This window comes from Cupriavidus sp. NPDC089707 (assembly GCF_044748965.1).
Classification (GTDB): domain Bacteria; phylum Pseudomonadota; class Gammaproteobacteria; order Burkholderiales; family Burkholderiaceae; genus Cupriavidus.
Genome location: NZ_JBIVHB010000050.1, coordinates 1 through 7205 on the forward strand (window position 1 = coordinate 1; position 7205 = coordinate 7205).

Below are 7205 nucleotides of genomic sequence, written 5' to 3' on the forward strand. Positions count from 1 at the left end.
CACCGAGTCCAGGCCCATGGCCTTGAACTTGTAGTCCAAGAGCTTGGTCTTGGGCGCGTCGACAGTGAAACCGTCCACCACATTGATACGACCTTCACGTGCGAGCTGCGAGTAAATCGAGCGCATACCGGCACGGAACATCTTCTTGTTGACCTTCTGGCTGAAGTTCTCTTCCGGCGAATTCGGGAAGATACGGCCGCCCCCGCGCCACAGCGGCGAGGAAGACATACCAGCACGAGCACGGCCCGTACCCTTCTGGCGCCACGGCTTCTTGGTCGTGTGCTTGACCTCTTCACGATCCTTCTGCTTACGGTTGCCGCTGCGAGCGTTGGCCTGGTAAGCGACGACGATCTGGTGAACAAGGGCTTCGTTGTAGTCACGGCCGAACACTTCGGGCGAAGCGTCAACGCCCGCGCCGATCTGACCATTGTCCTGGAGGAGCTTGAGTTCCATTACATGCGCTCCTTAAGCTTTGGCTTTGGCCTTGACGGCCGGGGTAACGATGACCTTGCCGTTCTTGGAGCCAGGGATGGCGCCCTTGACCAGCAGCAGCTTGCGCTCTGCGTCGATCTTGGCGATCTCCAGGTTCTGCACGGTGCGGGTGACATCGCCCAGGTGACCGGTCATGCGCTTGCCCGGGAACACACGGCCCGGATCCTGCGCCATACCGATCGAGCCCGGCACGTTGTGCGAGCGCGAGTTACCGTGGGTGGCACGGCCGGAGGCGAAGTGGTAGCGCTTGATGGTACCGGCGTAGCCCTTACCGATGGTCACGCCCTGCACGTCGATCTTCTGACCGACTTCGAACAGGTCGACCGACAGCGAACCGCCAGCTTGCAGTTCGGCAGCCTTGGCTGCATCGATACGGAATTCGCGGATGATTTCGCCGGCTTCCACGCCGGCTTTGGCGAGGTGACCCGCCAGCGGCTTGGTGACGCGGCTTGCGCGTCGTGCGCCGAAGGTGACTTGAACCGCGGTGTAACCGTCGGTCTCGTCCGTCTTGATTTGCGTCACGCGGTTGTCGCCGACCTCGACCACGGTCACGGGAATTGCTTCACCGTCGTCCGTGAAAATACGGGTCATGCCAACCTTGCGACCTACAAGGCCAAGGCTCATGGTTTGCTCCATTCCCAGCTGCGATTGGCCGGGGCTGATTGATACACGAAAACTGTGTTTGCGCTTGTGCGCGGGTGGGCTGCGCTAAAGAGGACTGCGCCTGGCCAAAACGGCCAACCCACTACCCGGAGACACGGGTAGCCTTACACTATAACCATTCCCCGGGGAAAGGGCAATAAGCAATTGCGATTTGCCAGCGTGTGTTGTAGACAGGATTCACGCAGATGTGCGCAAAAGCTGGCACGAAGGCGGCGCGGCGAGCGGCTGGCGCCGCCGCCGGCCGGCAAAGGTCAGGCCGCGACGCGCACGAAGCCCCCGCCATAGAACACCAGAGGCTCGCCCTCCGCCGCCGCGATCGACTCCACCGCGCCCACGATCAGCAGATGATCGCCCACGGGATCGGCTCGCTCGACGCGGCACGCGAGCGTGGCGAGCGCCTCATCCAGGTAGGGTACGCCCCGGGCGCAGCGCCTATGGCGCACGCCGGCGAACTTGTCCGCTGCGGGGGTGGCGAAGCGGCGCGCCAGCTCACCGTGCCCGGCGCGCAGAATGCTGACGCCGAAGGGCTGGCCCGGGACGAACAGTGGCGCGTTAGGCGAGTGCGATGCCAGGCTCCACAGGATCAGCGGCGGCGCCAGCGACAGCGACGCGAACGAATTGACGGTGATGCCGACCGGCCGCTGCTGCGGCGTGCAGGCACCGATGACCGCCACGCCGGTCGCATAGCGGCCGCATACGCGGCGCAGCTCGCGCGGATCGAGCAGGGGCGCGGCATGACTGGTGGTATCCATGTCAGGCAGCCTGCGGCAGGTGGTGGTCGATCAACTGGTGGCAAGCCTGCGCATCCATCCACCACGGGAAATAGTCCGGCGGATTGTCGAAGCCGTTGGCGATGCGCGCCGCCAGCGCCGGCGCCTGCCCCGCCGCGCCCAGCAGCGCCAGGATATGGGGCGGCGGCGGGGTCAGCAGCGAGTTGGTCCAGGCCACCACATCGCCGGCGTATTGCCAGTACCGGGCGAAGGTCTGCTCCATCCAGTCACGGTCGAACGGCCGATCGCCATGGGCGAGGATGGCGTCGAGGTAGACCTTGCAGCATTTGGCGGCATTGTTGGAGCCTTGCCCGGTGATCGGGTCGTTGACCACCACGGCATCGGCCATGCCGAATACCAGCCGGCCCGATGGCAGCGTCAGCACCGGCTTGCGCACCGTCGGCGCGAAGCGGCCCGACAGGATGCCGTTGTCGTCGGTCAGCGCCACACGCTCGCAGCGCTCGGCTTCCCACGGCGCATAGGTGCGCAGGATCCTCAGGCTCTCCGCGAGGTGCTGCTCGGGCGCGCGCGCCTCGGCCCAGCGATCCATCGGACCGCCAGGAATGCCTTCGAATACCATGATCTCGCACGGCCCCGACAGCGTCAGCGCCGGGAAGACGAAGTATTCGCCGACGCCCGGGATCAGGTTGAAGCAAACCCGCGAGAACGGCTCGCGCGGCACCATGCCGGTCACGTAGGTCAGGGCCAGCGCGCGTTGCGGCTTGTCGAACGGGCTGCGCTGCGCATCGCGCTCGAAGCGGCTGACGACCTCGCCCTTGCCGGCGGCCAGCAGCACCAGGTCGTGCTCGCGCGTCAGCGCTTCCAGCTCGTCCAGGCCGACGTCGACGATGCGCAGGTCGCCGCCGCGCGCGGCGAACGCTTCCATCCACGCCGGCATCTTCAAGCGCTGGTCGACCGCCTGCGCCGGCCGGTCCAGCGGCGCCGCCCAATCGATGACTTTCGCGCCGGGCTGCTCGGGATGCGGCACGGCCAGGCCGATGCCCTCGACCGGCGGGCAGGTGTCGTCCCACCCGTTGAGGCCGAGGTCTCGCTCGGTCTGCAAGGCGCGGTCGAACATGCACTGGCTCGACATGACCTTGCCGGCGCGGACTTGTTCGGGCGTGCGGTTGGACAGCAGCGTGACCTGGTAGCCGGCCGCCTGCAGTCCGAGGGCCATTTGCAGGCCGGACTGCCCGGCCCCGACGATGGCGATGCGTTGGCGCATGATGTTGTCTCCTGGTTGGATGCGGGGATGGCGTCAGCCGGCCAGCTTGCCGATTGCCGGGACGTTCTGCTCAGGGCCCATGGCGCTGTAGCCACCGTCAACGGCGTAGTCCGCGCCGGTGACGAAGCTGGCATGGTCAGAGCACAGGAACAGCACCACCTGCGCAACCTCGCCGGGCTCGCCCACTCGGCCCAGCAGGTGGAACGGCGCGGCGACGGCATCGGTACGGGCACGGTTGCCGCCGCTGACTTCGTCCATCAGCCGGCACCAGGTCCAGCCCGGCGAGACCGAGTTCACGCGGATGCGGTCGGGCGCGAGGTCCATCGCCATGTTGCGCGTCAGCTGCGCGATGGCAGCCTTCGATACCGGATAGAGCCAGCGCCCGGTCTGCGCGACGCTGGCCGAGATGCTGGTGAAATTGACGATGGCACCGCCGCCGCGCGCGCGCATCAGCGGCTGCACCGCCTGCGCCAGCATCACGCCGGACACGACGTTGACATCGAGCGCCTCGAGCCAGTCGGCACGGCTGGAGCGGAAGCCGTCGTCGAGATAGGTGCAGGCCAGGTTGACCAGGAAGTCCACGCCGCCAAAGCGCTGCGCGACCTGGCTGACCGCATCGCGGACCTGCTCGTCCTGCGTGATGTCTGCCGCGATGAAGAGTGCGTCCTTGCCCAGCTCCGCGGCGACGCGCTCGCCGTTGGCGGCATCGATGTCAAAGATCGCCACGCGCGCGCCGGCCTCGACGAAGGCCCGCGCCACGCCCGCGCCGATCAGCGTGGCGCCGCCGGTAACGATGGCCACCTTGCCCTGCAATCCCTTCATGGTTGTCTCCTTGTTCGCCATCCGTGTTCGGGTCCGGACAGGCTTCTGCGGGCCCGCTCCGGATCGATGCCGCAATGATCGCTACTTGCCTTCGCTTTCCTGCCAGCGCGCCATCAGCGTGTTCGAGGGCAAAGTTTCATCCAGCAGCTTGCGCGCCGTCTCCACGCCCGCCACCGGTAAGCCCGCCGGATCGAGCTTGCCGATCTGTACCAGCACGCTGGCCTGGTCCCAATAGATATGCTCGTGATAGAGCTTGTCGCCGCGGAACTTGACGATGGCGATCAGCGGAATCTCCACGCGCTTGCCGGTGGGCGGCACGCCCGGCAGCATCCAGTCGATCTCGCAGGTATGCGTGAAGCAGAACAGCAGTTCGTCGACGATCTGCGTGGCGCCGACCGTTCGCGACAGCGGGATCAGCGTGGTATCCGGCGGATTGCTGTGGACAAAGTGGTTCTGGTAGAAGCGCCGCAGCTGCGCGTAGCCGACTCCGCCGGTCATGGTCGGGATATGGTTCACATAGGGCTGCGGCACCATCGTCGCCATGGTGGCATCGACGTCGCGCGTGGCGAATTCATACTCGCAGTGCTTGTCCCACAGCGCGGAGAAATCGTAGTGCGGTCCCATCTCGCGGCGCAGCGCGGCGATCGCGCGCTGGTGCGCCATCAGCGCGGATGGCTTGTCGAAGTGCTCGCCGCCAGCGCGCGCAAAGGCGTGGTCGACGCCCGGGTAGACATAGACCTCGATGTTCTCGCGTCCGGCCAGGGCTTCGCGGATCGCGGCCTGTGCCGGCGGCGGGCAGAAGCCGTCCTTCTCCGCGATATGCAACACCAGGCGGCCCCGCACTAGCGCGGCCTCGCCCAGCGCATGCTCGATGCCCACGCCGTAGTAGGCCACCGCGCAGGCCACATCCGGCAGCCGGCATGCCGCCAGGTAGGCCAGCTTGCCGCCCAGGCAGAACCCCAGCACGCCGGTCTGGCCGACGCATTCCGGGCGCGCACGCAGCGTCGCTAGCGCCGCGCCCACGTCCTGCACGCCCTTGGCTTCGTCGAACTGCTGGTAAAGGCCGAGCGCGCGCTGGAAATCCTCACCGCGATCCGTCAGCTCGATGCCGGGCGCGAGGCGCCAGAACAGGTCGGGAACCAGCACCGTGTAACCCTCTTCGGCGTAGTAATCGGCGACCTGCCGCATGGTGGCATTGACGCCGAAGATCTCCTGGCAAAGCACGATTCCCGGGCCCTTGCCTGTCGCGGGAATGGCGAGGTAGCCACTGAAACTGCCTTCGGGGGTCTGGATCTGGATGGTCTGGCCCATGGCCTGCTCTCCTTGTCGTTGTCTCTTGACGGTGTCCGCTGGCGCCGCCGTGCTGGTTTCCATGATGGTGGCTCCGCACTGCAGCAAACTAGCCGCCCGCTGCAGCGGCTATCCGATTAGTGCAGGAAATCGCGAACTCGGTCAACGCTGCATCGCTGACGGCAAGAGCATCCGCTATAGTGGATCGCGTGGGAAACCGTGCGCCGGCGTGCATGCCGGCAACGTCCCCCGGACCATGCGGCGCGCACGGCGCCAGGGCCGCCGCACCGTCAGGCGGCCCTGACCGGCAGCGCCGCGGCCACGCCAGAGGAGCGAGACAATGCAGCTGCCCCCCGCCGCCACGGCCGTCCCGCCCCCGGGACCGCTGGCGAGCGCCCTGCTCGGCGATCCCGCCCGGTGCGTGTTCGCTTCGACTGACTTGGCCGAGACGCGCGCCGCCGTCGGCCGCGTATTCAAGCCGCACCGGCTCGACGTGCGCGGCACGCGGCTGCAGGCGCGCATGCACCATGCGCCGCTTGGCGCGGTCTCTTTCAACCGCCTCGCCTACGGGGCGGAAGTCACCATCGACCCCGGTCCGCTTAGCGACTTCCTGCTGGTGCAGATGCCGCTTTCAGGGCAGGCCGATATCCGCTGTGGCGACCAGCACATCGTCTCGACGCCCGACTGCGCTTCGGTACTGACCCCCAGCGATCCGCTGGCCATGCGCTGGAGCGCCGACAGCGACCAGCTGATCGTGCGCATCGAACGCAGTGCGCTGGAACGCGTCTGCGCCGCGCACCTGGGGCGGCGCCCCGAGCGGTCGCTGCGCTTTGCCCTCGGCATGGCCTGGCGCACGGGCGCCTGGTATGAGCTGGTGCGCTACCTCGCGGCAATGCTCGAGACCGCGCCCGAGACCACGCGCCATCCGCTTACCGCCTGCCAGCTTGAGCAGCTGGTCATCGGCACGCTGCTGACATGGCAGCCGCACAACCTGTCGGATGCGTTGCGCGAGCACGGCAAGCCGCTGGCGCCGCGCCATGTCAAGGTGGTGGAGGAGTACATTCACGCCAACGCTGATGCGGCGTTGACGCCGGCCTTGCTGGCGGAGGTCGCTGGCGTCAGCGTGCGCAGCTTGTTTGCCGGCTTCCGCGAGCATCGCGGTACCGGACCGATAGCCTATCTGCGCACCGTGCGGCTCGAGCGTGTGCGGCACGACCTGCTGAACGATGCATCGGTGGCGTCGGTCAGCGCGGCAGCATTGCGCTGGGGATTTGCGCACCTGGGGCGCTTCAGCGCGGAGTATCGGCGGGAGTTCGGGGAGTGCCCGGCGCAGACGCTGCGGCGGCGCGGGAGGGGCTAACCGGCCCAGCACCTCTCGCCCAAGCGGCCGCCCAAAACAAAACGGCGAACCACGCGGTTCGCCGTTTTGCTGCATCAGGCCGCCTGAGCAGCCTGAAACATCTTTACACCTTGATCTCGACGTCCACGCCGGCCGGCAGGTCGAGCTTCATCAGCGCGTCAACCGTCTTGTCGGTCGGATCGACGATGTCCATCAGGCGCTGGTGAGTGCGGATCTCGAACTGATCGCGGCTGGTCTTGTTGACGTGCGGCGAACGCAGGATGTCGAAGCGCTGGATGCGGGTCGGCAGGGGCACCGGGCCCTTGACGATCGCGCCGGTACGCTTGGCGGTATCCACGATTTCGGCAGCCGACTGGTCGATCAGGCGATAGTCGAAAGCCTTCAGGCGGATACGGATCTTCTGGTTCTGCATGATATTTCCTTAAAAGAGCGATTGGGCAACGTGCCCAGTTAAATGGGGACAGGCCCGCGGGCATGTCCCAGGAAGTGCTTAGTCGAGGATCTTTGCCACGACGCCGGCGCCGACGGTACGACCGCCTTCGCGGATGGCGAAGCGCAGGCCTTCTTCCATGGCGATCGGGGC

8 protein-coding genes and 1 pseudogene are annotated in these 7205 nt (G+C 66.8%); 1 reads left to right on the forward strand and 8 read right to left on the reverse strand.

Annotation, left to right across the window (positions count from 1 at the left end; translation table 11 throughout):
• From rplD to ACIP1U_RS32355, 6 genes are all read right to left on the reverse strand, one after another.
• On the reverse strand, positions 1 to 453 hold a 453-nt coding region (gene rplD / locus ACIP1U_RS32330; RefSeq protein ID WP_400323957.1), incomplete at its 3' end, for a 50S ribosomal protein L4.
• A gap of 12 nt (positions 454 to 465) precedes the next feature.
• Positions 466 to 1116, reverse strand: a complete 651-nt coding sequence (gene rplC / locus ACIP1U_RS32335) for a 50S ribosomal protein L3 (protein ID WP_010812397.1) — start codon at positions 1114 to 1116, stop codon at positions 466 to 468.
• 290 nt (positions 1117 to 1406) lie between these two features.
• A complete protein-coding gene (locus ACIP1U_RS32340) occupies positions 1407 to 1907 on the reverse strand; it encodes a flavin reductase family protein (protein WP_400323961.1) in 501 nt (166 codons plus the stop codon).
• Between the two features lies 1 nt (position 1908).
• A complete protein-coding gene (locus ACIP1U_RS32345) occupies positions 1909 to 3150 on the reverse strand; it encodes a styrene monooxygenase/indole monooxygenase family protein (RefSeq protein WP_400323964.1) in 1242 nt (413 codons plus the stop codon).
• Between the two features lie 33 nt (positions 3151 to 3183).
• Entirely contained in the window at positions 3184 to 3972 is a 789-nt protein-coding gene (locus ACIP1U_RS32350) for an SDR family oxidoreductase (RefSeq protein WP_400323967.1), read from the reverse strand.
• An 81-nt stretch (positions 3973 to 4053) separates the two neighbouring features.
• Positions 4054 to 5283 (reverse strand): dienelactone hydrolase family protein, encoded by a 1230-nt coding sequence (locus tag ACIP1U_RS32355; protein WP_400323975.1) that lies wholly within the window; start codon positions 5281 to 5283, stop codon positions 4054 to 4056.
• A 319-nt stretch (positions 5284 to 5602) separates the two neighbouring features.
• Here ACIP1U_RS32355 and ACIP1U_RS32360 point away from each other — a divergent pair, with 319 nt between their 5' ends.
• Positions 5603 to 6622, forward strand: a complete 1020-nt coding sequence (locus ACIP1U_RS32360) for an AraC family transcriptional regulator (RefSeq protein ID WP_400323970.1) — start codon at positions 5603 to 5605, stop codon at positions 6620 to 6622.
• Between the two features lie 103 nt (positions 6623 to 6725).
• Here the strand turns inward: ACIP1U_RS32360 and rpsJ are convergent, their stop codons facing one another.
• Both rpsJ and ACIP1U_RS32370 read right to left on the reverse strand, forming a co-directional pair.
• The gene (rpsJ, locus tag ACIP1U_RS32365) at positions 6726 to 7034 is read right to left on the reverse strand and encodes a 30S ribosomal protein S10 (RefSeq protein ID WP_006160488.1); all 309 of its coding nucleotides are present in this window, start codon (positions 7032 to 7034) and stop codon (positions 6726 to 6728) included.
• A gap of 78 nt (positions 7035 to 7112) precedes the next feature.
• Positions 7113 to 7205: pseudogene (locus ACIP1U_RS32370) on the reverse strand (elongation factor Tu); the annotation flags it as partial.